This window comes from Kineosporia corallincola (assembly GCF_018499875.1).
GTDB lineage: Bacteria > Actinomycetota > Actinomycetes > Actinomycetales > Kineosporiaceae > Kineosporia > Kineosporia corallincola.
Genome location: NZ_JAHBAY010000015.1, coordinates 156,187 through 178,149, shown reverse-complemented (window position 1 = coordinate 178,149; position 21,963 = coordinate 156,187). Strand labels below are relative to the sequence as shown.

The 21,963-nt window shown below is 69.4% G+C and carries 23 protein-coding genes; 9 read left to right on the top strand and 14 right to left on the bottom strand.

Annotated features, from left to right (window positions below; translation table 11 throughout):
• Nucleotides 1–10: 10 nt before the first annotated feature.
• From KIH74_RS29640 to KIH74_RS29625, 4 genes are all read right to left on the bottom strand, one after another.
• On the bottom strand, nucleotides 11–1,003 hold the full coding sequence (locus KIH74_RS29640; RefSeq protein ID WP_214159674.1) for a hypothetical protein: 993 nt from the start codon (nucleotides 1,001–1,003) through the stop codon (nucleotides 11–13).
• A complete protein-coding gene (locus KIH74_RS29635) occupies nucleotides 1,000–1,569 on the bottom strand; it encodes a SigE family RNA polymerase sigma factor (protein ID WP_214159673.1) in 570 nt (189 codons plus the stop codon). The genes KIH74_RS29640 and KIH74_RS29635 overlap by 4 nt, the downstream gene beginning before the upstream one ends.
• 89 nt (nucleotides 1,570–1,658) lie before the next feature.
• Nucleotides 1,659–2,546 carry a hypothetical protein gene (locus KIH74_RS29630; protein WP_214159672.1) on the bottom strand — a complete coding sequence of 296 codons (888 nt, stop codon included), beginning with the start codon at nucleotides 2,544–2,546 and terminating at the stop codon, nucleotides 1,659–1,661.
• A 122-nt stretch (nucleotides 2,547–2,668) separates the two neighbouring features.
• The gene (locus KIH74_RS29625) at nucleotides 2,669–3,493 is read right to left on the bottom strand and encodes a hypothetical protein (protein ID WP_214159671.1); all 825 of its coding nucleotides are present in this window, start codon (nucleotides 3,491–3,493) and stop codon (nucleotides 2,669–2,671) included.
• A 138-nt stretch (nucleotides 3,494–3,631) separates the two neighbouring features.
• On the opposite strand from KIH74_RS29625, the gene KIH74_RS29620 reads away from it, so the two are divergent.
• Nucleotides 3,632–4,090, top strand: coding sequence for an SMI1/KNR4 family protein (locus KIH74_RS29620; RefSeq protein WP_214159670.1), 459 nt, complete (start codon nucleotides 3,632–3,634; stop codon nucleotides 4,088–4,090).
• Here KIH74_RS29620 and KIH74_RS29615 read toward each other — a convergent pair.
• Genes KIH74_RS29615 through KIH74_RS29595 form a run of 5 tightly spaced genes read right to left on the bottom strand, consistent with a single transcriptional unit; the run spans nucleotide 4,077 to nucleotide 9,571 of the window.
• Nucleotides 4,077–5,522, bottom strand: coding sequence for a GuaB1 family IMP dehydrogenase-related protein (locus KIH74_RS29615; protein ID WP_214159669.1), 1,446 nt, complete (start codon nucleotides 5,520–5,522; stop codon nucleotides 4,077–4,079). The genes KIH74_RS29620 and KIH74_RS29615 overlap by 14 nt on opposite strands.
• A gap of 42 nt (nucleotides 5,523–5,564) precedes the next feature.
• Nucleotides 5,565–7,145 (bottom strand): ABC transporter permease, encoded by a 1,581-nt coding sequence (locus KIH74_RS29610; protein WP_214159668.1) that lies wholly within the window; start codon nucleotides 7,143–7,145, stop codon nucleotides 5,565–5,567.
• Nucleotides 7,142–7,912, bottom strand: coding sequence for an ABC transporter ATP-binding protein (locus tag KIH74_RS29605; RefSeq protein WP_308114044.1), 771 nt, complete (start codon nucleotides 7,910–7,912; stop codon nucleotides 7,142–7,144). Before KIH74_RS29605 ends, KIH74_RS29610 begins: the two co-directional genes overlap by 4 nt.
• Nucleotides 7,913–7,938: 26 nt before the next feature.
• Nucleotides 7,939–8,520 (bottom strand): hypothetical protein, encoded by a 582-nt coding sequence (locus KIH74_RS29600; RefSeq protein WP_214159666.1) that lies wholly within the window; start codon nucleotides 8,518–8,520, stop codon nucleotides 7,939–7,941.
• 10 nt (nucleotides 8,521–8,530) lie between these two features.
• A complete protein-coding gene (locus KIH74_RS29595; RefSeq protein WP_214159665.1) occupies nucleotides 8,531–9,571 on the bottom strand; it encodes an ABC transporter substrate-binding protein in 1,041 nt (346 codons plus the stop codon).
• A 548-nt stretch (nucleotides 9,572–10,119) separates the two neighbouring features.
• Between KIH74_RS29595 and KIH74_RS29590 the strand changes: the two genes are divergently transcribed.
• The 4 genes from KIH74_RS29590 to KIH74_RS29575 all read left to right on the top strand — a co-directional run bounded on the left by KIH74_RS29590 (nucleotide 10,120) and on the right by KIH74_RS29575 (nucleotide 13,975).
• Complete coding sequence (locus KIH74_RS29590) at nucleotides 10,120–10,671, top strand: nucleoside 2-deoxyribosyltransferase (protein WP_214159664.1); 552 nt, start codon at nucleotides 10,120–10,122, stop codon at nucleotides 10,669–10,671.
• 74 nt (nucleotides 10,672–10,745) lie between these two features.
• The gene (locus KIH74_RS29585) at nucleotides 10,746–11,738 is read left to right on the top strand and encodes a formylglycine-generating enzyme family protein (RefSeq protein ID WP_214159663.1); all 993 of its coding nucleotides are present in this window, start codon (nucleotides 10,746–10,748) and stop codon (nucleotides 11,736–11,738) included.
• Nucleotides 11,739–11,833: 95 nt separating this feature from the next.
• The gene (locus KIH74_RS29580) at nucleotides 11,834–12,757 is read left to right on the top strand and encodes a glycoside hydrolase family 16 protein (protein ID WP_214159662.1); all 924 of its coding nucleotides are present in this window, start codon (nucleotides 11,834–11,836) and stop codon (nucleotides 12,755–12,757) included.
• Nucleotides 12,758–12,904: 147 nt separating this feature from the next.
• Entirely contained in the window at nucleotides 12,905–13,975 is a 1,071-nt protein-coding gene (locus tag KIH74_RS29575) for a glycoside hydrolase family 16 protein (RefSeq protein ID WP_214159661.1), read from the top strand.
• A 354-nt stretch (nucleotides 13,976–14,329) separates the two neighbouring features.
• Here KIH74_RS29575 and KIH74_RS29570 read toward each other — a convergent pair whose 3' ends face one another.
• From KIH74_RS29570 to KIH74_RS29555, 4 genes are all read right to left on the bottom strand, one after another.
• Nucleotides 14,330–15,550: a glycosyl hydrolase family 18 protein gene (locus KIH74_RS29570; protein WP_214159660.1), complete on the bottom strand. Its 1,221-nt coding sequence runs from the start codon at nucleotides 15,548–15,550 to the stop codon at nucleotides 14,330–14,332.
• Nucleotides 15,551–15,963: 413 nt separating this feature from the next.
• Entirely contained in the window at nucleotides 15,964–16,920 is a 957-nt protein-coding gene (locus KIH74_RS29565) for a zinc-binding dehydrogenase (protein WP_214159659.1), read from the bottom strand.
• A 90-nt stretch (nucleotides 16,921–17,010) separates the two neighbouring features.
• Complete coding sequence (locus KIH74_RS29560) at nucleotides 17,011–17,751, bottom strand: SDR family oxidoreductase (RefSeq protein WP_214159726.1); 741 nt, start codon at nucleotides 17,749–17,751, stop codon at nucleotides 17,011–17,013.
• Entirely contained in the window at nucleotides 17,748–18,482 is a 735-nt protein-coding gene (locus tag KIH74_RS29555) for an SDR family oxidoreductase (protein WP_214159658.1), read from the bottom strand. The genes KIH74_RS29560 and KIH74_RS29555 overlap by 4 nt, the downstream gene beginning before the upstream one ends.
• 105 nt (nucleotides 18,483–18,587) lie before the next feature.
• On the opposite strand from KIH74_RS29555, the gene KIH74_RS29550 reads away from it, so the two are divergent.
• The 3 genes from KIH74_RS29550 (at nucleotide 18,588) to KIH74_RS29540 (ending at nucleotide 20,579) form a co-directional block, all read left to right on the top strand.
• Entirely contained in the window at nucleotides 18,588–19,070 is a 483-nt protein-coding gene (locus KIH74_RS29550) for an RrF2 family transcriptional regulator (protein WP_214159657.1), read from the top strand.
• Nucleotides 19,071–19,233: 163 nt separating this feature from the next.
• A complete protein-coding gene (locus tag KIH74_RS29545) occupies nucleotides 19,234–19,896 on the top strand; it encodes a calcium-binding protein (RefSeq protein WP_214159656.1) in 663 nt (220 codons plus the stop codon).
• Between the two features lie 74 nt (nucleotides 19,897–19,970).
• A complete protein-coding gene (locus KIH74_RS29540) occupies nucleotides 19,971–20,579 on the top strand; it encodes a calcium-binding protein (protein ID WP_214159655.1) in 609 nt (202 codons plus the stop codon).
• Nucleotides 20,580–20,642: 63 nt separating this feature from the next.
• On the opposite strand, the gene KIH74_RS29535 is transcribed toward KIH74_RS29540, so the two are convergent.
• Entirely contained in the window at nucleotides 20,643–21,119 is a 477-nt protein-coding gene (locus KIH74_RS29535) for a MarR family winged helix-turn-helix transcriptional regulator (protein WP_214159654.1), read from the bottom strand.
• Nucleotides 21,120–21,300: 181 nt separating this feature from the next.
• Here KIH74_RS29535 and KIH74_RS29530 point away from each other — a divergent pair, with 181 nt between their 5' ends.
• Nucleotides 21,301–21,948 (top strand): calcium-binding protein, encoded by a 648-nt coding sequence (locus tag KIH74_RS29530; RefSeq protein ID WP_214159653.1) that lies wholly within the window; start codon nucleotides 21,301–21,303, stop codon nucleotides 21,946–21,948.
• Nucleotides 21,949–21,963: the final 15 nt, after the last annotated feature.

Sequence of the window (21,963 nt, the reverse complement as noted above, 5' to 3'; positions counted from 1 at the left end):
CCGCTCGGACTCACGGCACCTCCGGCGCCTGCGCCGTGCGCCAGATACCCGCAGGATTGTCTCCGTCGGGCGACCAGATCAGGTATCCCTCCGCGCCACCCGCGAACTCGATCCCCGTCGAGTCGGCCGCGGCGCTCGCGGTGAAGGATTGCCAGCCGCTCCGCGGCGGTTCGACATCCGCACCGTCGCTGTCGACGTTCTCCCAGATGAACTCGTCGGAGCGGATCCCGAACGCCGCGCTCACCCTGAGCCGCGCCGTCGTGCCCTCCGCGCCCACCGTCAGGTCGTAGGCCGTCACCGTGGCCCTGAGCTGCGGGCCCCGGTAGACCGACACCGTGTCACCCCGCTGGAGATACCAGGTGCGGTTCGGCTTCTGCGTCACCGGCACCGGAGCCGCGGACCCGCTCACGCTCCAGGCCGCGATCAGCTCGCCGGTGGCCGGGTCGAGCCAGGCCAGCTCGCCCTCGGAGACGGTGTCGTAGGCCCAGGTGAAGGTCTGCACGCCCGTGCCGGCGACCTCGAAGGACCGGCCGGACTGGGAGGGCTCACGGTCGAACGGGCTACCGGCCCAGACGAACTCGGCCGGGTTCAGCGTGAACGACCGTTGCGAGTTCACCTTCACCTCGACCGTGCCGTGCTCGGAGCCGTCGATCGAGGCCGACACCAGACTCACCCTGCCCACCTCGACGCCGTCGAGGCTCACCGTGACCGCGTCGGCCTGCTGCGCGTACACCAGCCCGGACGTGCGCACCGAGGTGGCCGGGCTGGTGTTGCCGTCGGCCAGCAGCGAGTTCAGGATCAGCCCGGTGAACAGCGCCAGCACCACCAGCCCGGCCCCGGCGGTCAGCGCCACGGCGCCACCGATCGCCCGGTGACGGCGCCGGCGCTCACCCCCGCGAATTGCCGCCCCCAGGTCGAACTCCGGCAGCTGCTGAGCCTCGTCGAGCTGTTTCAGCCTCTCGGACAGCCGGTTCGGCCGCCCCTGGCTCGGATCGTGGGTCACTGGAGCCCCCTGCCGGTCTCGTCGAGGTCGAGTACGGGAGTGGACGACACCGCGCGGACCTCGTCCGCGCCGTCGTCGATGAAGTCGTCGCCGAGCACCCGGCGCAGGCGCACCACGGCATCGGCGCACTGGCGCTTCACGGTGCCGGGGGTGATACGCATGATCTGCGCGACCTCCGCCACGGGCCGGTCTTCGACGTAGCGCATCACCACCACCGCCCGCTGCTTGGTGGTGAGCCCGGCCAGCGCGCGGCTGAGATCCAGGTGCAGGTCGGCGCCCGGAGTGGTCTCGTAGCCCGGGTCGGGTAACCGGTCGGCGCTGTGTTCACGACGCCACGGACGCCGTTTCTCGTTCAGCATCTGCCGCACCAGAATCGCCCTCAAATATGCTCCGGGCCGGGAGATGTCGTGCACCCTGGGCCAGGCCACGTACATCCGTTCCAGCGTGTTCTGCACATGGTCGTCTGCCTGGTGCGGATCGCCGCAGACCGCCAGCGCGAACCGGCGCAGGCGCGGCAGCTCCGCCAGCGCCATGAGCTGGAACCGGTCTTTCAGGTCCTGCTTCATCGTCCCCTACCGTCGACGGCCAACGCTCCCCCTACCGCCGGACGGGCGCAATCCTGCCCGTCCGGCGGCCGTGCGTGCACGCGTGCGGGTCAGTCCACGGTCCAGGCACCGGCGACGGAGTCGTCGCGTGGCGACCAGACGATCGTTCCCTCGGCGACGTCGGCATATTTCACCGTGACCGTCTTGCTGGTCTTCGCCTTCACGGTGACGGCCTTCTTGTCGCCGATCGCCTCGTGGTCACCACCGTCGGCGTCTTCCCACAGGAACGAGGCCGGCACCACGGAGAACTTCTTCACCGCCTCGACATCCAGCTTCAGCGTGCCCTTGCCGTCGGCGTGCTCGGCGGACCGCGGCGTCACCCGGGCCACCACCTTGCCCGCCCGGTAGACGCTGACCGTGCCGCCCTGCTGCACGTAGCTGGTGGGCAGGAACTTCGAAGCCCCCTGCACCGCAGCCCCCTTCACATACCAGGCACCGGCCACACTGGACGCGTCGGGCGTCCAGATGACGTCGCCGTTGCCCACCCCGGAGTAGTTGATCGAGACGGTCTGCGTGGTGCCCGCGGGCACACTGATCTTGCGCCGGGTGTTGACCGCCTCGTGATCGCCGCCGTCCGGGTCTTCCCAGAGCCACTGCCCGGCCCGGAACGAGAAGTCTTTCTTGGCGGCGACCGTGAGCACCAGCTTGCCCTTGCCCCGCGGATGCGCGGCCGACTCGGCCGTGACCTGGGCCTGCATCGTGCCGTCGCGATAGACGGTGACCGTGTCGGCCCGCTGCACGTATGCCGTCTGGTGCCCGGCCTGCGGAAGGGTGGCGGCAGCAGCGGGCCGGACCGGAGTTGCCCGGCCTGCTCGAACAGCCTGGCCTGCTGGAGATGCCTGGGCTGCCTGGGCTGCCGGAGCCAGCAGCGTGACCCCACCGGCCAGCACGCCGCCCACGACCAACGCTGCTGCCCCCACCGCGGTGACCTTCTTCATCAGGGCTCTCCCTCTCGAACGATCGCTCTCGCTGTCGTCCGGAAGAACACGCCCCACCCGGCCTGCGGTTGTGTGCCTTCTCGAAGTTTCTTGAGAATTTTCTGACCGCAGCCCGGTACGGATCAGCCGATCATCCAGGAACCGGCGACGACCCCCTCACGCGGCGACCAGATCAGCCTGCCCGCCGAGACGTCGTCGAACAGCATGGTGACGGTCTTGCCGCTGCCACCCGGCACCGTGACCTTGTGCCCGCCCACCGGCCGGTGCCGATCACCGTCCCGGTTCACCCAGACGAACGCCGCCGGGCGCAACGAGACCCGCTTCAGCGCCTCCACCTCGACCGTCACCGTGCCCCGGCCCGACCGGCGCACCGCCGACTGCGCCGTCACCCGGGCCACCACCTGACCGGCCTTGAACACCGACGCCACGGCATCGCGCTGCACGTAGGCGGGCGACAACCGTTCCGGCGCACCGGACACCCGGTTTCCCTCGGCCACCCACACCCCGACCGAGTTCTCCCGCCGCGGAGCCCAGATCACGTCGCCGTCGTTCGCACCGGGGAACCGGATGGTGACGGTCTCGGTGGTCCCGGCCTTCACCCGGACCTTGCGCAACGGATCGACCGGGTCGTGGTCACCGAGCCGATCGGCCCAGACGAACTGCCCGCTGCGGAAGGCGAAGACCCTGGCGGCCGCCACCTTCAGCACCAGCCGGCCCGGCCCGCCCGGCACCGCCGTGACCCGGGCCAGCACCCTGCCCTGGCGGTACACCGTGACCCGATCACCCCGCTGCACGTAGGCCAGTTGCCGCCCGGTCTGCGGCAGACCAGCAGCCGCCACCGGTTCAGCAACCGGTTCGGCCATCGCCGCCGGCGCGGACCACCCCGCCAGCACCAGGAACAATCCGAGAACCGCAACCCCCAGTGCGGTCACCCTCTGCATCACCATGAATCTCCCCTCGTGATGACGACGCTCCCGTCGTCACCAAGGAAGACACACCGGAACCCGGCCGGGGATGAGGCCCTGCCGAAAATTTTCGGGACCACCCGTCGCCCCACGGGCCCGGTTCCATGGATCATGGCCACCATGTGTCCCACCAGCATCACGCAGTGGCAGGACTTCCTGGCCCGGTTCGATCCGGCCGGCAGCCGGAATCCCGCCACCGAGGCCGAGATCCGGGCCGCCGAAGAGCGTCTGGGCACGGCACTGCCGCCCGGCCTGCGCGACTTCCTGGCAGCCAGCAACGGCTGGGACCACGTGGCGGTCTGCTCCACCACCGAACTGCGCTGGACCGACGACCCGGCCCACGACCTGGTCGACGCCTGGTCGAGCTTCGAGGAGGTGATCGAGCTGATCGGCCGGTGCCTGGTGGTGATCGACACCGGCGAAGGCCATCTCGGGCTGGTCGACGCCACCCGCACCTCCGGCGACGGCGAGTGGGTGGCCTACGCCTGGGCGGCCGGGGACGGCATCGATCCCCGGCCCTTCCCGGACTTCACGGCCCTGCTCACCGAGCTGGCCGAGGAGGAGCTCACCACCCGGTAGGCAGCGGGCGCCCCTCCTCGTAACCGGCCGGCGACTGCATACCGATGACGACCTTGTCGGAGAACTCCTCCACCGACCGCGCGCCCACGTAGGTGAACGCCGACCGCACGCCCGAGGTGATCTGGTCGATCAGGTCCTCCACGCCCGGACGCCCCGGCTCCAGGTACATCCGCGAGCTGGAGATGCCCTCCTCGAACAGGCCCTTACGAGCCCGCTGGAACGGCGAGTCGGCCTTGGTGCGGGCGGCCACCGCACGGGCCGAGGCCATGCCGAAGCTCTCTTTGTAGGCCTTGCCGGAGGCGTCGACGGTGAGGTCACCCGGGCTCTCGTGGGTGCCCGCGAACCACGACCCGACCATCACCTGGCTGGCCCCGGCGGCCAGCGCGAGGGCCACGTCCCGGGGGTGACGCACACCGCCGTCGGCCCACACGTGCCCACCGGCCGAGCGGGCAGCGGCGGAGCACTCCAGGACGGCGGAGAACTGGGGACGCCCGACACCGGTCATCATGCGCGTGGTGCACATGGCGCCCGGCCCGACCCCGACCTTGACGATGTTCGCCCCGGCCTCGATCAGGTCCAGCGTGCCCTGGGCGGTGACCACGTTCCCGGCCACCACCGGCACCTGCGGGTCGACCGAGCGCACCGCGCCCAGCGCCTCGATCATCTTCTCCTGGTGACCGTGGGCGGTGTCGACGACCAGGGTGTCCACCCCGGCGTCGAGCAGGGCCTTCGTGGTCGCCGCGACGTCGCCGTTGATGCCCACGGCGGCCGCGATCCGCAGCCGGCCGGCGCCGTCCAGGGCCGGGGTGTACACCGTGGACCGCAGCGCCCCGGTGCGGGTGAGGGCACCCACCAGCACGCCGTCCCGCACCACCGGGGCGAACTTGCGCCGGGTCTCGTGCAGCACGCCGAACGCGGCCTCCAGGTCGCTCTCCGCGGTGTCCGCGTCGATCGACACCACACCCGGTGTCATCACCGCACCGACCTGGGTGAACCGGTCGACGCCGTGGCAGTCGGCCGCGGTGACGACGCCCAGCACGTGCCGCTCGTCGTCGAGCACCACGGCCGCGCCGTGGGCCCGCTTGGGCAGCAGGCTGAGCGCGGCCGCCACGGTGTCGTGCTCGTGCAGTTCCACGGGCGTCTCGAAGACCGGGTGCCGCCCCTTCACCCAGGCGACCACCTCGGCCACCACGTCGAGCGGCAGGTCCTGGGGCAGCACCGCCATCCCGCCGCGGCGGGCCACCGTCTCGGCCATCCGGCGCCCGGAGATCGCCGTCATGTTCGCCACGACCACCGGGATCGTCGTGCCGGTGCCGTCGGGGCCGGCCAGGTCGACGTCGAACCGCGAGGCCACCGAGGAGCGACCGGGAGCGATGAAGACGTCGTTGTAGGTCAGATCACGCTGCGGCCGGTGATCGTCGAGAAAGCGCACGGGTACTCCAGAAGACGGGAAGTCTGACAACCAAAAGTAGACCTACGCCGGGGAGCCCATCCGTCCGGCCACCCAGCGTTCGGCGGCCGACACCGCCGCGTACGCGATCACCGACAGGGTGATCACCACGACCGTCTCGGACCACATGTCGTTGAACTGCGACGCGGCGAAGTCCTTCACCAGCATGCTGCCGATGCCCTCGCCGGTCGCCAGCCATTCGGCCAGGGTGGCACCGGCGATCGCCCCGGGCACCGCGATCCGGGCCGACGCGAACACCGCCGGAACGGCGTGCAGCAACCGCACCTTGCTGGTCACCGTCACGCTGGAGCCGCCCATCGAGCGCACCACGTCGCAGGCGATGGCCGGGGCCGACCGCAACGCCGCGACCACGCTGACCAGGGTCGGGAAGAACGTCACCAGCGACACGATCACCGTGACGCCGAGCAGTCCCCGGCCGAAGATCAGCGCCAGCAGCGGCGTCATCGCCACCAGCGGCACCGAGCGCAGGGTGATGGCCAGAGGCATGAAGAACCGCTCGACCAGCGGCCACTGCATCACCGCGACGGACAGCAGGCAGGCCGCCGCCGTCCCGATCAGGTAACCGACACCGGCGTCCCGAACCGTGATCCACAGCCCGGACAGGATGTACGACCGGTTCTCCGCGGCCTCGGAGGCCGTGACCAGGTGCTCGAAGACGTCCATGGGCGTCTTCGCGAAGTAGGGACTCAGGTCGAAGGCGCGGATCAGCCCCCACCAGCCCAGGCAGACGATGACGACGGACCCGAGGACCCCGGCCACCGACACCAGCACCGACGACAGCCGGCCCGCCGAGGCCGCCGAGGCGGCCACCCCGGTACTGGTCGTGACCTCCCGCCCGACCCACGGCGTCGCCAGCCGGCCGATCCAGCCGGCCACCGCGAACACCAGGGCCGACAGCGCCGACATCAGCAGCGCGGTGGCCCAGGTGCGGGACACGTCGAACGACGACTGGGACAGCACCAGCAGCACGCCCAGCCCTTTGCTGGCCCCCAGGTACTCCCCCAGGATGGTGCCGAGAAGGGCCGCCGGGGCGGCGATCTGGAGTCCGGAGAAGAGCCCGGGCAGCATCGCCCAGAGCCGGATCTTCAGCAGCTCCTGCCGGCCAGCGCCGCCCATCGACCGGATCACGTCGTGCGTGACGGCCGGGGCGGACCGCAGCCCGAGGATGCACGACACCAGCGTGGTGAAGAAGACCGACAGCGCGGCCAGCACCTGCTTGGGCGCGTCACCGGGCAGGATCACCGTGAGGATCGGGGTGATCGCCACCAGCGGCACGCAGAAACTCGCCACCGCGATCCGCAGCAGCAGCCGCTCGATCCAGAGCACCTGCACGAACGCGACGGCGGCCAGGACCGCCAGCAGGTTGCCGAACAGGTAGCCGACGAACGCGTTGGTCAGGGTGACCGACAGGTTCGCCGGGTACACACTGGTGTCGTCGATGAACGACGCCGCGACCGCCCAGGGGGTGGGCACCACCCGTTTCTCGGCGAACACCTCCGCCGCCAGCACCCACAGAACCAGAATGAGGACGACGGGGGCGATCCGGTTCAGCACCGCGCCCGGCGAGAAGCGGGACGCGCTCATTCCCCGTGCTCCGCGAACAGCCCCTTGGCCAGGTGGTCGCAGATCTCGTGGAACTCCTTGGACTGCAACAGGTCGGCCGTGCGCGGGCGGGGGAAGTCGATGTCGACCACCTCGACCACGCGACCGGGCCGGGCGGCCATCAGCACCACCCGGTCGGCCAGGAACACCGCCTCGCTGATCGAGTGCGTGACCAGCAGCGTGGTGGTGGCCCGCTCGGTCCAGATCCGCTGGAGCTCCAGGTTCATCCGGTGCCGGGTGACCTCGTCGAGGGCACCGAACGGCTCGTCCAGCATCAGGATCTCGGGCTGCACGGCCAGCGCCCGGGCCAGCGAGACGCGCTGGCGCATACCGCCGGACAGCTGGTTCGGCCGGGCCTTCTCGAAGCCCTTCAGGCCGACCAGCTCGATCAGCGAGTCCACCTCGGCCCAGTCCCGCGGCCGGCCGCAGACCTCCTGCGCCAGAGCGATGTTCGAGCGAACCGAGCGCCAGGGCAGCAGCGCGGCGTCCTGGAAGGCCACGCCGATCTGGTGGTTCACCCGGGCCGCGCCGGGGTCACCCCCGTGCACCAGGGCCTCACCCGACGACACCGAGTCGAGACCCGCGAAGATCCGCAGCAGGGTGGACTTTCCACACCCCGACGGGCCGAGCAGGGCAGTGAACTCGCCCTTCCTCGTCGAGAGCTGGACATTGTCGAGAGCACGCACGGTGCCGCCGCGGACGCCGAACTCCTTGACCACGTCACGCGCGAACAGGCCACCGGCGTCCACCGATGGCCTGTTCTGTGACGTGTCGCTCAGCCCTTCCACTGCCCGGACTTCTGGAGCTCGCGGATCCGGTCCCGCAACGTGTGATCCCGCCCGGGCCGCTCGTTCTCGACGTGCGAGGCGCTGGCCCAGAAGTGCTCCACCGTCTTGCCGGCCTCCTGGCCGCGCCGGGTGTGCACGTCCAGCGCGTACTCCGGGATCTCGATCGGCCTGTCGGACGCGTTGATCAGGTGCATCGTGATGTTCGCCCACTCGTCCGAGCTGCGGTCCTTGGTGCGGTCACAGAGGAACCGCACGGCGTGGACGGCGAACAGCCAGCGGTCACCGAAGGTCCGGTCCATCCGCTCGTGCATCTGGTAGAGCGAGTTCAGCACGACCGGCTCGCTGAACGTGCCGTCACCGGTGTCCTCGCAGGAGATCACGCACAGCCGCGCCCACATCACCTCTTCGAGGGCGGGCGAGCTCTCGTACATCTCCCGGGCGATCAGCAGAGCGAGCTGGGTGTCACCGCGGCGGATCGACTTCTGGAGGGTGGAGATCAGCTCGTCGGCCGGGTAGCCGCGCTTGCTGCTGACGTGGGTCCACGGGTCTTCGGAGTGGTGCACAGGCATGGGAAATCCCTTACAGGTCAGTGCCGTCGGCGTACACGGCGTCAAGGATGCTGGTGTCGAACAGCGACGAGAGGTCGTCGCCGGGAACGTCCAGCTGCTGCATGGTCTCGACGTTGCCCTTGATCCCGTCGGCGCTCATCGTGAGCAGGCCGTTGGTCTCGGTCTCGTCGGTCTGGATCAGGTCGACGAACGACGCCATCGCCAGCTTCTGCTGGTCCAGGTCGAGGTTCTGGTCCTTGCCCGGGCCGTCCACCATCAGCTGGGCGGCGGCGTCGGTGTCGGCGATCGCGTCGGACCAGCCCTTGGCCGTGCCCTTGACGATGCCCTCCAGGGTCTTGCGGGTGTCGTCGTCGGCCAGCGCCTCGTCGGTGGTGAAAAGCACGTTGCCCCAGGCGTTGTAGCCGTAGTCGCTGAGGGTGAAGGTCTTCGTCTCCACGCCCTGCGCCTTCAGCGTCAGCGGCTGGTTGTTCAGCACCGACACGAACGCGTCGCAGTCACCGGCCACCAGCGGCGCCGGGTCGTAGTCGGCGGGCACCATCGTCACGTCGTCCGGGTCGATGTCGTTGGCCGTGAGCACCGCGTTGATCACCGACTGGCCGCTGGTCTGCGAGCACAGCTTCTTGCCCTTGAGGTCGGCCAGCGTGTTCACCGGGTTGTCGGCGAGCGACATGATGCTGGTCGGGTTGGTCTGGAGCGTGGCGGCGATGATCTTCAGCGGCGCGCCCTCGGCCACGGCCCGGGCCACGACGTCCACGGAACTCAGTCCCACGAGCGCCTTTCCGCTGGCCACAAGCGGTTCGACGGTGGTGCTCGGGCCGCCGGGGGTGATCGTCAGATCGACGCCCTCGGCCTCGTAGTAACCCTTGTCCAGAGCCGTGTAGGGACCGGCGTTCTCGACGTTCGCGATCCAGCCGAGCTGGAGGGTGGCGGACGAGGTGCCGTCCGCGGAGTCGGACGAGCCGGAGCCGCAGGCGGCCAGCAGACCCGCGGTGGCGACCACCGCGAGGAGACCGCGAGAACCGTTGCGGGACATGAGGGAACGAGGGGACATCGGGGACCTTTCACCGGGCCGCCGGGCAGGGCGACGACGTGGGGCATAGGGAGCCGGCCACCTGCCGTGTCGGCAGGGGGCGCTCACGTACGCGGTAACAGAGGTAGAGCGGGACCGGCGTCATCGACCATGATGACGGCGGAAGGCGAACGGCGTCAGGGCCGTAGGCGGGAACAGGCGGGAGAAGAGCCTGCGGAAGAACGATCAGGCGCGACCGGGGGCGCGGGAGTTGGACCGGCGCCAGCAGCCAGAGTCGCTCCGCATCGCCGCACCGTCCTTCCCATGACCCGAGTGGTGGTCCTGCTTCGTATGCAAGACGATAACCGCACGTCATCTGACCAAACCGGGCACTGTCCGGTTTCAGCTGCGGAATTTACGCCAACGTAACCAGGGCGCGAACGCAGTACATCCATCGGGCGACGCAGCGTCATCGGCTTGGCCGTCCGCCACCTGTCGTGCAACGATCCGGGCCCCTGGACAATCCTCCCGGCGCAACGCGGTCGATATCGCCAGGTCACCCGTTCGCACCACCTGACCGGAGGGACCCCATGTCCACAGCACGCCTCTACCTGGCCGGCTTCGAGGTCTTCGCCCCCGACGGCGAGCAGCGCGCGACCCGGATGCGCGAGATCGTGATCGCCAGCGGCCTGGAGCCGCTGTCACCCCTGGACGGCGACAAGAGCACGAACCTGGACGAGCTCAGCGGCCACGACCTGGCCATGGCGATCTTCCGGATCAACGTCGAGATGATCGAGCGCGCGGACGTCGTGGTCGGCAACCTCAACCCGTTCCGCGGGCCCGACCCGGACGCCGGCACCTGCTGGGAGGTCGGTTACGGGCACGGCCGGGGCAAGGCCACCTACGTGTACACCGAGGGCCCGCGCACCGCGATCGAACGCACCGAGCAGCTCTACCCGCCGGTGACGCGTCGTGAGGACGGCTCCGCGGTGGACCGCGACCAGATGACGATCGAGAACTTCGGCCACCCGTTCAACCTCATGCTGGCCTGCTGCGGCACCTACGTGCACGGCGACTTCGCGGAGTGCATCCGCACCGTGGCCGCCGACGTCGCGGCCGGCAAGGTGCCGGTCCAGGCCTGATCACCTCACCACCGATCCACCTCACACCCCCTGCCCGGCGTCATCCGGCAGGGGGTGTGCCATGTTTGGCACCGATGGCTCACGACGACCACTCCTGCTGCGCCCCCGCCCGGGAAACCCCGGCCGGTGAAACTCCGGCCCGTGAAACACCGGCCCGTGAGACGCCGGTGACCGCTCCGGTCACCGAGGGCTCCGGAACGCACACGGTGGAGCAGTGCACAATCCCGGGCCAGACCTTCGCGATGGGTGACCACCACGGCGACGGCTACCGTGTGGACGGCGAGACCCCTGTGCACCCCGTCACCGTGTCCGCGTTCAGCATCGACGCGACCAGCGTCACCAATGCCGACTGGGCCGGATTCGCCGACGCCACCGGATACCGCACCGAGGCCGAGGTGTTCGGGTTCTCCGCCGTCTTCCATCTGGCGCTGGCGGCCGACGAGGCCGACGTCGTCGGGCAGCCGCCGTCCACCCCCTGGTGGCTCGGCGTGCGCGGCGCGGACTGGAAACACCCGCAGGGCAGGCATTCCGGCATCGACGACCGGATGGACCACCCGGTGACCCACGTCAGCTGGAACGACGCGGCGGCGTACTGCGCCTGGGCCGGCCGCCGCCTGCCCACCGAGGCGGAGTGGGAATGTGCGGCCCGGGGTGGGCTGCCCGGCCTGCGCTACCCCTGGGGCGACACCGAAATGGTGGACGACGACTGGCCGTGCAACATCTGGCAGGGCACGTTCCCGGCGCAGAACACCCTCGAGGACGGCTGGCTCACCACCTCGCCCGTGCGCAGCTACACCCCGAACGGCTACGGCCTGTGGCAGCCGATCGGCAACGTGTGGGAATGGTGCTCGGACTGGGCCCATCCGGCGTACTACCGGTTCTGCCTGCTCGGCGGAACGGTCACCGACCCGCAGGGGCCCGACAGCGGCGGCCAGAAGTCCATGCGCGGTGGCTCTTTCCTGTGCCACCCGTCGTACTGCAACCGCTACCGCAACGCGGCCCGGTCGTCGAACACCCCCGACTCCTCGATGGCCAACACCGGTTTCCGGACCGTCGCCCGCACCTGAACCAGGTGACACAAAGGAACCGAACCTGCACTTTCGGTGACATTCGCTTCTGATCGCGGCTCCTTCGCAGCAGACTCGCCCGAATGAAGACCGACATGTCACGTCGATCGTCGAACTCCGTCCGGCTGCGCGCCTGCCTGGTCGCGGTGCCGCTGGCCGCGCTGGTGGTCACCGGGGCCGGTGCCGCCCGGGCCGACTCCGCCCCGGCCGGCACCGAGAACTGGGCACGCAACGTCTCCGACCTGTACGAGATGCACTCCCGCAACGGCAGTTCCGCCACCGGTGAGATCACCGACGGCGCCGCCGCCGACAGCAAGGCCCTCAACCTGACCATCCCGGCCGGGGCCGGCGCCTCGCCGTCGAACGCGGCCGAGGTGATCAGCAGGCAACACTTCACCCACGGCCGGTTCACCAGCCGGCTGCGCACCGCGGACTGCTCGGCCCAGCCCGGCACCGGCGCGGTCACCGGCATGTTCACCTACGGCAACGACGGAACCGACCAGGACGGCGACGGTCTCACCGACAACAGCGAGATCGACATCGAGGTGCTCTGCGCCCGGCCGAGTGTGCTGCACCTGGGCGTCTGGACCGACTACGACGCCGGCAGCCGGCTCTCCCGGCGGATCTCCCGGGTGATCGACGTGGCGACCGGGCAGGTGATCCTCACCTGTTTCTACACCGACTTCGGGCCCTGCGCCGAGGAACTCACCGGAGAGCAGGCCGAACCCGCCGTGGTACCGGCGATCGCGGGCTTCGACTCCTCGAAGGGCTACCACGACTACACGATCGACTGGACCGCGGACAGCGTGCGGTTCAGCGTGACCGACGACTCCGGCCACGAGGTCACGCTGTGGAACTACCACGGCCCGGCCGACCGGATTCCCCAGCGACCGGCGCAATACCTGGTGAATCTGTGGCACGCCGACGACTGGCCCGCGCTCGGCCGGCCGGGCTCGACGCAGGCACCGGTCGCGCCGCTCACCACCTCCGTGGACTCGAGCAGCGTCACCGCCTACTGATAAGTGCTTCACGATGAGGCTTTACCTGGCATTTGACCTGGCATTGAGTTCGGCCGCGTCAGGATCGCGGGGCAATGCAGGACGCTCTGCCGCTGCCCTGAACTTCGGCAGAGGGTCCCGCCCCACCTGCTCGGAGGCCCTGACCCGATGAAGCACCCGAACCGCCGCTCGCCGAAGAACATCCGTCGTCGCCGCATCTACCTGGTGTCGGCCTCCCTCACCACGCTGGTCATCGCCGCGGGCGGCACGGCCATGGCGGTGCAGCCCAACCGTGACTCCGGTGACGGCCATTCGCGCAAGCACCAGCAGAAGCCGACCGCCACGGCAACGGCCACGGCAACGGCCACGGCAACGGCCACCACCAGTGCGGCCGACGGCAATTCGGCTTTCCAGGGCACCCCCAGCACCGAGAACTGGGCCGACAACGTCTCGTCGCTGTACACGAAGTACGCCCGCGGCGGCAGTTCGGTCACCGGTGCGGTCGCCGACGACGAGGCGAGCGACGGCAAGGCGCTCAACCTGACCATCCCGGCCGGGGCCGGTGCCTCCCCGTCGAACGCCGCCGAGGTGGCCTCCAATCAGGAGTTCACCTACGGCAGCTTCACCTCCCGGGTGAAGACGGCCGACTGCTCCGACCAGCCGAACACCGGTGCGGTCACCGGCATCTTCACCTACGGCAACGACGGCACCGACCACGACGGCGACGGTCTCACCGACAACAGCGAGATCGACATCGAGGTGCTCTGCGCCCGGCCCGACGTGCTCAACCTGACCATCTACACCGACTACGAAGACAGCACGGCCAAGTCGCAGCGGGTCTCCCGGCTCGTCGATCTGGCCGCCGGCAAGGTGCTTTCCACCTGCTACTACACCGACTTCTCCGGCGAGTGCACCGAGAAGCTGAGCGGTGACGAGGCCTCCCCGTCCACCGTCGCGGCCATCGACGGGTTCGACTCGTCGCAGAGCTACAACGACTACACCATCGACTGGACCGAAGACGGCGTCGCGTTCAAGCTGACCACCGACGCGGGCAAGGAAGTCACGCTCTGGGACTACCAGGGTCCGGCCGAGCGCATCCCGAGCCGCCCGGCCGGCTACCTGGTCAACCTCTGGCACACCAGCGACTGGGCCGCCGAGGCCCGGCCGGACTCCACCGAGGCCCCCACCTCGCCGCTGACCGTGTCGGTCGACTCCAGCACCACCACCACGCTCAACTGATCCACCGCCACACCGCCTTAGCATCACACCGCAGAGCGCCGCGCGATCGAATGAGATCGCGCGGCGCTTCGCCGTTTCATGCCGCTTCATGCCGTTCATGCTGCCCTGCGGTCGGTTTCAGAACGGGCCGGACGACGCGAGAACCGGCTGCGCCCTGACCCGGCCACAAGAGGCCGCCGTGCACTGAGCAAAGGGCCAGGCCGCCGGTCCGGCGGTCATGGGGGACCGGTTTCCCGTCGTCCATGACGGTGAGAAATACCGAACGCCCCTCCTCTCAGCCGTGGTCATGCGTGCTCCGAAGAGAACACGACCACGGTGAGGAGGAGAGGCGCCGCACCTCAGAGATCAGGACGGTCAGCAGGCGCCACCGTCGACCCAGACGTCCTGGGCGTTCGCGCCCGGGGTGTCGCCGTAGGTCCACCATTTCGCCGTCCACACGTGAGCGCCATAGGTCACCTTGGCGCCGCCGGTGTACGCGGTGGTCGCGTTCCACGCCGCCAGCCCGCCGCATCCGGTGGCCGGCGGGGTGGTCGTGGTGGTGGTCGTGGGCGTGGCGGTCGGGGTCGTGGTGGTGGGCGGCGTGGTGGGGTTGGTGGTGCCGCCACCGGGCAGCGAGGCCAGGTGCCCGCCCACCGTGTTGGCCCAGTTGTAGCCGTTCGAGGCGTCCCAGTTGATCGACCAGGTCATCGCCCCACGCAGCGTGGGATAGGTCGAAGCCGGCTGGTACGAGCCGCAGTTCGTGCCCTTGGTCAGACAGTCGAGGGCGTTGTTCACCACCGACGGCGCGACGTAACCGCTGCCCGCCGCGCTGGTGCTCGCGGGCAGCCCGAGACCCACCTGGTCGGCCCGCAGATGACCGTCGAGCAGGATGTCGGCCAGGGCGGTCTGGAAGTCGACGGTGCCCGAGCTGTACACCTTGCCGTCGCGGCCGATCATGCTGCCGGAGTTGTAGTACTGCGTATTGACCACGGTGATCAGGTCTTTCACCTGGTCGATCAGCTGGAGGTAGGATCCGCCGGGCTGGACGTAGATGGTTTCCGGGGCCATCGTCAGCACGAAGCCGGAACCGGCCTTGCCGGCCAGCGATTTCAGCGCCGTGGTCATGTTGGCCAGGTTCGGCGCGTTCTCCAGGTCGATGTCGACGCCGTCGAAACCGTACTCCTGCATCAGGGCGTAGGTGGTGTCGGCGAACGCGGTGGCCGAGGCGGAGTCGGGCAGCGAGATCGCCCCGTTCTGCCCGCCGACCGAGATGATCACCTTCTGGCCGCGGGCTTTCAGGGTGGCGACATCGGCCTTGAACTGGGCGTCGGTGTATCCGCCCAGGGCCGAGGAGAGCCCGCTGTCGAGGGTGAAGTCGATGGCCCCGGAACGACTCGGCACGGCGTCGGCGAAGGCCACCGCGACGATGCCGTAACTGGTCGGGACATCGGACAGGCGAAGGGTTTTGGCGCCGTTGCTGAAGTTCTGCCAGTACCCGGTGAGCAGGTGGGTGGGCAGCACCGGCGCCGCGGTGGCGGGCCCGGACCCCAGCACCGTGGTGACGACGAGCGTCACCACGGCAGCCAGGACGGACACCCATCCGATCAGGCTACGAGGTGATTTCCATTGCCGTGCAGATGTTTCGGGCATCGTGAGGTGTCGGCTCATGATTGACTCCGGCTCGTTCAGGGAGAGGTCCGGCTGGTTCAGGGACAGTCGGCATCAAGCCATTAATTAGTGAATCATCTTCACTAATTAATGCTTCAAAGGTAGCAGTGGGCCGAAGTGATCGGAAGCCAGGAAATTTTCATTTCACATTCTTTTAGGCATATGACAAGCCGCCATGGCCGGGAGCCCTGTGGCCGGTCGTCGCCGGGCGGTCGAGCCCGCGGGCGACCCGTCCAGCCTCCGGACAAGATCGAGGGCGGGCCGTGCCCCGGTGGCACGACCCGCCCTCCTCCCGGCCGACCGCCGGATCATGTCTGGTTCTCGGTTGGTTCACGGCTGGGTCATGGCATGCGCACGACCACCTTGCCCTGTTCCGCGGTGGGGTTCAGGGCCCGGCGATAGGCCGACTCGATCTCGACGGCGTGGAACACATCGGTGACGTAGCCCGACTCCAGCTCCGGATGCCCGGCCAGGTAGGTGTCCGCCTCGGCGAGCGCCCGCCGCCGGTCCAGGGTGATGCCGGAGCGCAGGGTCAGGTTCTTGCGCTGCAACCGGCGCAGGTCCACACTCTGCGAGCTCTCGTCGGCCACCCCGAAGTAGTAGATCTGGCCGTTGGACGCGACCGCCCGGATCGCGTCGTTCAGCGTGCCGGCCTGGTGCCCGATGCACTCGACCACGAGTTCCGGCTCCAGCACGGCATCGCGCGCCCAGCGGTCGGCCGAGGCCCAGACCACCTCGTCCACCCCGAACCGGGCGCCCAGCACGGCACGGTTCACCCGGTCGACCCCGGTGATCCGCCCGGCCCCGCGATCACGCAGCACATGGGCGAACAGCAGGCCGATCGGGCCCAGGCCGAGCAGGGCCACGTTCTTGCCGCGCACGTCGCCCATCGCGCCGACCGCGTGCAGCACGCAGGCCAGCGGCTGGATCAGCACCGCGATCTCGGGTTTCAGCCCGGCCCGGTAGGCGGCCACCTCGTCACCGCTGGTGGTGACGAACTCCGCCACCCCGTCGGTGCGGGCGGCCCAGCCCACCACCCGGTCGCCGACGGCGTGCTCCGGATGCGCCGAAGCCACCACCTGACCGGTGATCTCGTGCAACGGGAACCCGGGCACGCCGAACATGCTGTCTTTGCTGGTGCCCTCCGGGGTCGTGCCGCCCCGGAAGAAGTTCAGGTCACTCCCGCAGATACCGCCCGAGGTGGTGCGCAGAACCACCTGCCCGGCCGACGGCGCATCCGGTTCCGCCACCGTGCACCGCTCGAACCGCCCCGGACCGGCCAGCCGATATGCCCACATGCCACTCACCCCATCCACCCGTAGCCACACGTCGCCGGGCCAGGCTAATTCTCCGGGGCCGGAAACGGCGGGCCGAGCCGGTGAACGGCCTCACACCGGAAGCCGTCGTAACCACTCGGCATAGGTGGGACCGGCATGCACGGCGCCCGGACCGGTGATCAGCGTGCCGTCGCGCATGGCCCGGCCGACCGCCCCCGGCACCCGCAGCGGAACCACGAAACCCTTGCTGCCGTCGTGCTTCAGCCGGGCCCGGGCCATGTCGACCAGCCGTTCCTCCTGCGGGCCGCTCAGGTCGGGCACCCGCCCGGCGGGCTGTTGCAGGGCCAGGCCGACGAGGTGATCGGCCACCTGCCGGGCCGCCACCGGCTCGTTGCGCATGACCGGTACCGCCCGGACCGGGCCCAGCCCGAACCGGCTCAGGACCTGCCCGGCGAACTCATGGAACTGGGTGGCCCGCAGAATGGTCCAGGGGATCTCCCCGGCCTCGACCAGTCGCTCCTGGAGCACCTTGCCGGCGTAGTAGCCGTGCGGGGCGCGGTCGATGCCGACGATCGAGAGCACCACGTGATGCCGCACTCCGGCGGCCTTCCCGGCGCTCAGCAGGTTGCCGGTCACCGCTTCGAAGAACCGCTCCGACGCGGTGGCCCTCTGCGATTCCTGCGAGGTCACGTCGATGACCACCTCGATTCCCTCCAGGCTCAGGCCCTGCCCGCTCACCAGGTCGACCCCCGACGACCGGCTGAGGACGACGGGCTGATGGCCGTGTTCGGCCAGCACGTCGACCACGTGCCGGCCCACCGTGCCGGTGCCTCCGGCCACCGCGATCTTCACCGCGTCGCCTGCCACTGCGGCAGCGAGACCTCGGAGACGATCGCCTCGCCGAGCGGAACCAGGCTGTCGGAAGTGATTTTCGTCCCGGCGTAGGTACCCTCGGGATCGGTGACCACGTCGGCACCGGGCACTGCGAGCCGCACGAACTCGTCCAGCCCGTAGCGCTGCGGACCGGCGATGTCGACGACACCGTTCAGCGGCTCGCCGACGGCGACCCCGGCGACGATGCGGGCGACCTCGGCCGAGGCGATCGGCTGGATGCCGTGGGTGGGCAGCCGCACGGCCCCCTCGTCGTCCGTGGACATCTGGGCGATCGCGGGGGCGAACTCGAAGAACTGGGTCGCCCGCACCACCGAGTGGGCCACCGATGACGCCGAGATCAGCTCTTCCTGGGCCACTTTGGCCCGCATGTACCCGCTGCCGGGAATCCGGTCGGCGCCCACGATCGACAGCGCCACGTGGTGCCGCACCCCGGCCTCCTCCTCGGCCTTCAGCAGCACCCCGGTGGAGGTGGTGAAGAACTCCAGCACCGCGTCGTCGGCGAAGGACGGCGAGTTGGACACATCCACCACCACGTCGGCCCCGGTCAGGGCCTGTGCGACCCCCTCGCCGGTGAGTGCGTTCACACCGGTGGACGGCGAGGCCGCGACCACCTCGTGCCCCTGCTCCCGCAGAAGGCCGGCGACCTGCCCACCGATCAAACCGGTCCCACCGATCACGACGAACTTCATGTCCTGCCACCCCATTCGACGTCGACTTAACTCGGACTCTTCTTGTCCGGGTTATGAGATCACCATACTCGGACACGATGGATCCGAGTCAACTACCATGTGCGTATGAAGATGTCCGACGGCGTGGAGTGGGCGGTGCACTGCTGCGTGGTGCTCACCGCCGCCGACCGGCCGGTGCCCGCGGCCCGGCTGGCCGAATTCCATGACGTGTCGGGTAGTTACCTGGCCAAGCAGCTCCAGGCGCTGTCCCGGGCGCAGATCATCCGGTCCGTGCAGGGCAAGGACGGCGGATACGTGCTCGCCCGCCCTCCGGAGCAGATCAGCGTGTACGACATCGTGAGAGCGGTGGACGGCGGACGACCCGCATTCGTCTGCACCGAGATCCGTCAGCGCGGCCCGATGGGCAGCCCGGCCGAGAAGTGCCTGGCCCCGTGCGGAATCGCCCGCACCATGGCGGTGGCCGAGCAGGCCTGGCGCGATTCCCTGCGCGGCGTCACCGTTTCGGACCTGGCCACCGAGGTGGCCGGCAAACGCGGGACCGGCGGGGCACAGCGCCTGGGCGCCTGGCTCAACGGCGAACCGCTGTGAGATAACTGTGCACTAGGTCACAGCCCATTTCACCCATGCCGGACTTCTCTGCTCAGTAGCGTCACTGTTCCCGCAGAAGGATTTTGCGGAGCAGTCCAGCTGATCGATGCGACAGCTGCGGCCCGGGCCACAGGATGGCCCGGCTGGATACAAGGAGCAGTTCGTGAACGTGCGCAAGCGTTTTGCGATCTTCACCATCACCTCCGCCGTTCTCGGTGGTCTGGTGCTGGCCGGCGCGAACCCGGCCCAGGCGGCCCTCTCGTGCGGGGGCAAGAAGCCGACCATCGTCGGCACCGCCGGCAACGACGACCTGATCGGCACCTCGAAGGCCGATGTCATCGTGGCGCTGGGCGGCGACGACTACATCGAGGGCAACGGCGGCGACGACATCATCTGCGCCGGCGCCGGCAGCGACACCATCTACCCGCTCGCCGGTAACGACAAGGTGTGGGGCGACTCCGGCGACGACTACATCATGCCGGAGGGTGGCGGCAACGACGAATACCACGGCGGCGCCGGCGCCGACTACCTGTTCGGTGGTAACGGCACCGACAAGCTCTACGGCGACTCGGGTGTCGACTACATCCTCGGCGGCTCGGGCAACGACAAGATCTACGGCGGCAACGGCGCGGACCTGCTGGCCGGCGAGAGCGGCAACGACTACCTGAGCGGCGGCGCGTCGGGCGACACCCTCTGGGGCGACGCCGGAAACGACACGCTGTACGGCAACTCCGGCAACGACTGGCTGGCCGGCAACAGCGGCACCGACAAGCTCTCCGGTGGCACCGGCAAGAACCACGTCTACCAGGGCAACTTCCCCAGCTGATCGGAACGCGGACGGCGCCCGGTGGGCGCCGTCCGTTCTTTTGCCCGCACAGAACATCTTTCGAGGAGCAGTCAGTGAACGTGGTCAGGCGTGTGGTGGTTCTCGGGGCGACGGCGGCCCTGTTGCTCGGCGCGGTGGGAACGGCCACCTCGGCCCAGGCCGCCACGCCCAAGTGCGGTGGCAAGACCGCCACCATCGTCGGCACCGAGAAGGCCGACCACCTGGTCGGGACCGCCGGTGTGGATGTGATCGTGGGCCTGGGCGGCCACGACGTGATCGAGGGCCGCAGCGGCAACGACATCATCTGCGCCGGCGCGGGGGCCGACACGGTCGCCGGCGGTGCGGGCAACGACAAGCTCTACGGCGAGGCCGGCACCGACACGCTGTACGGCGAGTCGGGCAACGACACGATCTACGGCGGCAGCGGCGACGACTTCGTGATCGGCGACGCGGGCAACGACAAGCTCTACGGCGAAGCCGGGTCCGACGTGCTGGACGGCAAGTCGGGCAACGACTATCTCAGCGGCGGCGGCGGTTCCGACACCCTGTTCGGCGGCTCGGGCAACGACAAGCTGTACGGCAACGCGGGTGAGGACTGGCTGGCCGGCGAGAGCGGCACCGACAAGCTCTACGGCGGTACCGGCAAGAACCACCTCTACCAGGGCGCCCTGCCGCTCGACTGATCCGGCTGATGCACGGCGCCCGGTCGCGTTTAGCGGCCGGGCGCCGTTCCGTGCCGCCGGGCGCTATTTTCTGCTGCGCCGCACCGCCGAACGCGGCGGCCGCGCCCGCATCCGGGTGCGCACCAGGTCGAGGAGGCGGGTGAGTTCCACGGCGTCGGGGGGCGACAGCGGTTCCAGGATGTCGGCGACCACGGCCATGTGCCCCGGAAGCACCCGGGCCAGCACCTCACGACCGGCGGGCGTCAGCGTGGCCACCGTGCTGCGCTCGTCGCCGGGGGCCGGGCCGCGCGTGAGATAGCCCGCCTCCTCCAGCTTCTGGGCCTGATAGGTGAGACCGCTACGGCTGTGCACCATCTGGTCGGCGATCTCGGTCATCGTGCGCGAGCCGTCGGGCGACTCGTCCAGCCCGGCCAGGATCTGGAACTGCACGAAGCTGATGCCGCCCTCGTCACGCACCTGCTGCTCGACGCCGTGCTGCACCAGTGCCCCCACCTCCAGCAGGGCGAAGTAGGGCGCGAACTCGGGTGGGATACCGGCCATCCCACCAGGATAACAAAGCCGCTTCGAAATTGAAGCAAGCAAAACCCGCACCTGGCGCGCGATCCCGCCCAACCTGTGAGAAAACTGTGCACCACTTCACATTCGTTTTCCCCTTTGTCCCGTCCGAAACCTCAGTAGCGTCGCTCTTCCCGCGGACGGATCTGCGGGGATCCTCGGGCCGATGACGGCCCGGACAAATTCAGGGGAGCAGTTCGTGAACGTGGTCAAGCGCGTGGCGATCTTCGGTGCGGCTACCGCCGCGATGTCGGCCTTCGTACTGGGTGCGGCCAACCCGGCCCAGGCCGCGGGGTACAAGTGCGGCGGCAAGACGGCGACCATCGTCGGCACCACCGGTGCCGACGAGATCTACGGCACCAAGGGTGTCGACGTCATCGTCGCTCTGGGCGGCGCCGACTACATCGAGGGTCGCGGCGGCAACGACATCATCTGCGCCGGCGCCGGTGCGGACATCGTCATCGGTGGCGCGGGCAACGACACCATCTACGGTGACGCCGGGGCGGACACGATCGACGGCGAGTCGGGCGCGGACATCATCCACGGTGGCAGCGGCGACGACGGCCTGCTCGGTGGCTCCGGCAACGACAAGATCTACGGCGAGGCCGGGATCGACGCCGTGCTGGGCAATTCCGGCAACGACTACATCAGCGGTGGCGCGGGCGCCGACTACCTGTTCGGTAGTGCCGGCAACGACACCATCTACGGCAACTCCGGCAACGACGTGCTGGTGGGCGAGAGCGGCACCGACAAGCTCTACGGCGGCACCGGCCGCAACTACATCTACCAGGGCGCGCTGCCCAGCGACTTCTGATCCGTCACAGCGCAG

Bases quoted from the DNA above. Each gene is read 5' to 3' on its own strand.
- KIH74_RS29530 (WP_214159653.1), top strand. From the start codon at position 21,301: ATGACGGCCCGGACAAATTCAGGGGAGCAGTTCGTGAACGTGGTCAAG.
- KIH74_RS29550 (WP_214159657.1), top strand. From the start codon at position 18,588: ATGAAGATGTCCGACGGCGTGGAGTGGGCGGTGCACTGCTGCGTGGTG.
- KIH74_RS29635 (WP_214159673.1), bottom strand. From the start codon at position 1,569: ATGAAGCAGGACCTGAAAGACCGGTTCCAGCTCATGGCGCTGGCGGAG.
- KIH74_RS29600 (WP_214159666.1), bottom strand. From the start codon at position 8,520: ATGCCTGTGCACCACTCCGAAGACCCGTGGACCCACGTCAGCAGCAAG.
- KIH74_RS29535 (WP_214159654.1), bottom strand. From the start codon at position 21,119: ATGGCCGGTATCCCACCCGAGTTCGCGCCCTACTTCGCCCTGCTGGAG.
- KIH74_RS29580 (WP_214159662.1), top strand. From the start codon at position 11,834: ATGTCACGTCGATCGTCGAACTCCGTCCGGCTGCGCGCCTGCCTGGTC.
- KIH74_RS29625 (WP_214159671.1), bottom strand. From the start codon at position 3,493: ATGGTGATGCAGAGGGTGACCGCACTGGGGGTTGCGGTTCTCGGATTG.
- KIH74_RS29630 (WP_214159672.1), bottom strand. From the start codon at position 2,546: ATGAAGAAGGTCACCGCGGTGGGGGCAGCAGCGTTGGTCGTGGGCGGC.
- KIH74_RS29555 (WP_214159658.1), bottom strand. From the start codon at position 18,482: ATGAAGTTCGTCGTGATCGGTGGGACCGGTTTGATCGGTGGGCAGGTC.
- KIH74_RS29610 (WP_214159668.1), bottom strand. From the start codon at position 7,145: ATGAGCGCGTCCCGCTTCTCGCCGGGCGCGGTGCTGAACCGGATCGCC.
- KIH74_RS29565 (WP_214159659.1), bottom strand. From the start codon at position 16,920: ATGTGGGCATATCGGCTGGCCGGTCCGGGGCGGTTCGAGCGGTGCACG.
- KIH74_RS29585 (WP_214159663.1), top strand. From the start codon at position 10,746: ATGGCTCACGACGACCACTCCTGCTGCGCCCCCGCCCGGGAAACCCCG.
- KIH74_RS29590 (WP_214159664.1), top strand. From the start codon at position 10,120: ATGTCCACAGCACGCCTCTACCTGGCCGGCTTCGAGGTCTTCGCCCCC.
- KIH74_RS29595 (WP_214159665.1), bottom strand. From the start codon at position 9,571: ATGTCCCCTCGTTCCCTCATGTCCCGCAACGGTTCTCGCGGTCTCCTC.
- KIH74_RS29620 (WP_214159670.1), top strand. From the start codon at position 3,632: ATGTGTCCCACCAGCATCACGCAGTGGCAGGACTTCCTGGCCCGGTTC.
- KIH74_RS29575 (WP_214159661.1), top strand. From the start codon at position 12,905: ATGAAGCACCCGAACCGCCGCTCGCCGAAGAACATCCGTCGTCGCCGC.